This is a genomic window from Bacteroides caecigallinarum (assembly GCF_021530995.1).
Taxonomy (GTDB): Bacteria; Bacteroidota; Bacteroidia; order Bacteroidales; family Bacteroidaceae; genus Phocaeicola; species Phocaeicola faecigallinarum.
This window is the reverse complement of record NZ_JADYTF010000332.1, coordinates 1-281: the sequence shown is the minus strand read 5'-3', so window position 1 is coordinate 281 and position 281 is coordinate 1. Positions and strand designations below refer to the sequence as shown.

At 51.2% G+C, this 281-nt stretch carries 1 rRNA gene; it reads right to left on the bottom strand.

Annotated elements, in window-relative coordinates:
• Window positions 1-281: ribosomal RNA gene (locus I6E24_RS16895) — 23S ribosomal RNA — on the bottom strand; the annotation flags it as partial.

Genomic DNA, 281 nt, shown 5'->3' with positions numbered 1-281 from the left:
TTTCCTTCACAGTACTGGTTCACTATCGGTCTCTCGGGAGTATTTAGCCTTACCGGATGGTCCCGGCTGATTCACGCAAAATTCCTCGTGTTCCGCGCTACTCAGGATACCACTATGCTTCGTCTTGTTTCGAATACAGGACTGTCACCTTCTGTGGTCGAACTTTCCAGATCGTTCTTCTCACAAGATGTCTTGCAATGTCGTGGTCCTACAACCCCAACCATGCCGTAACATGGGTGGTTTGGGCTCTTCCCCGTTCGCTCGCCACTACTGGGGGAATC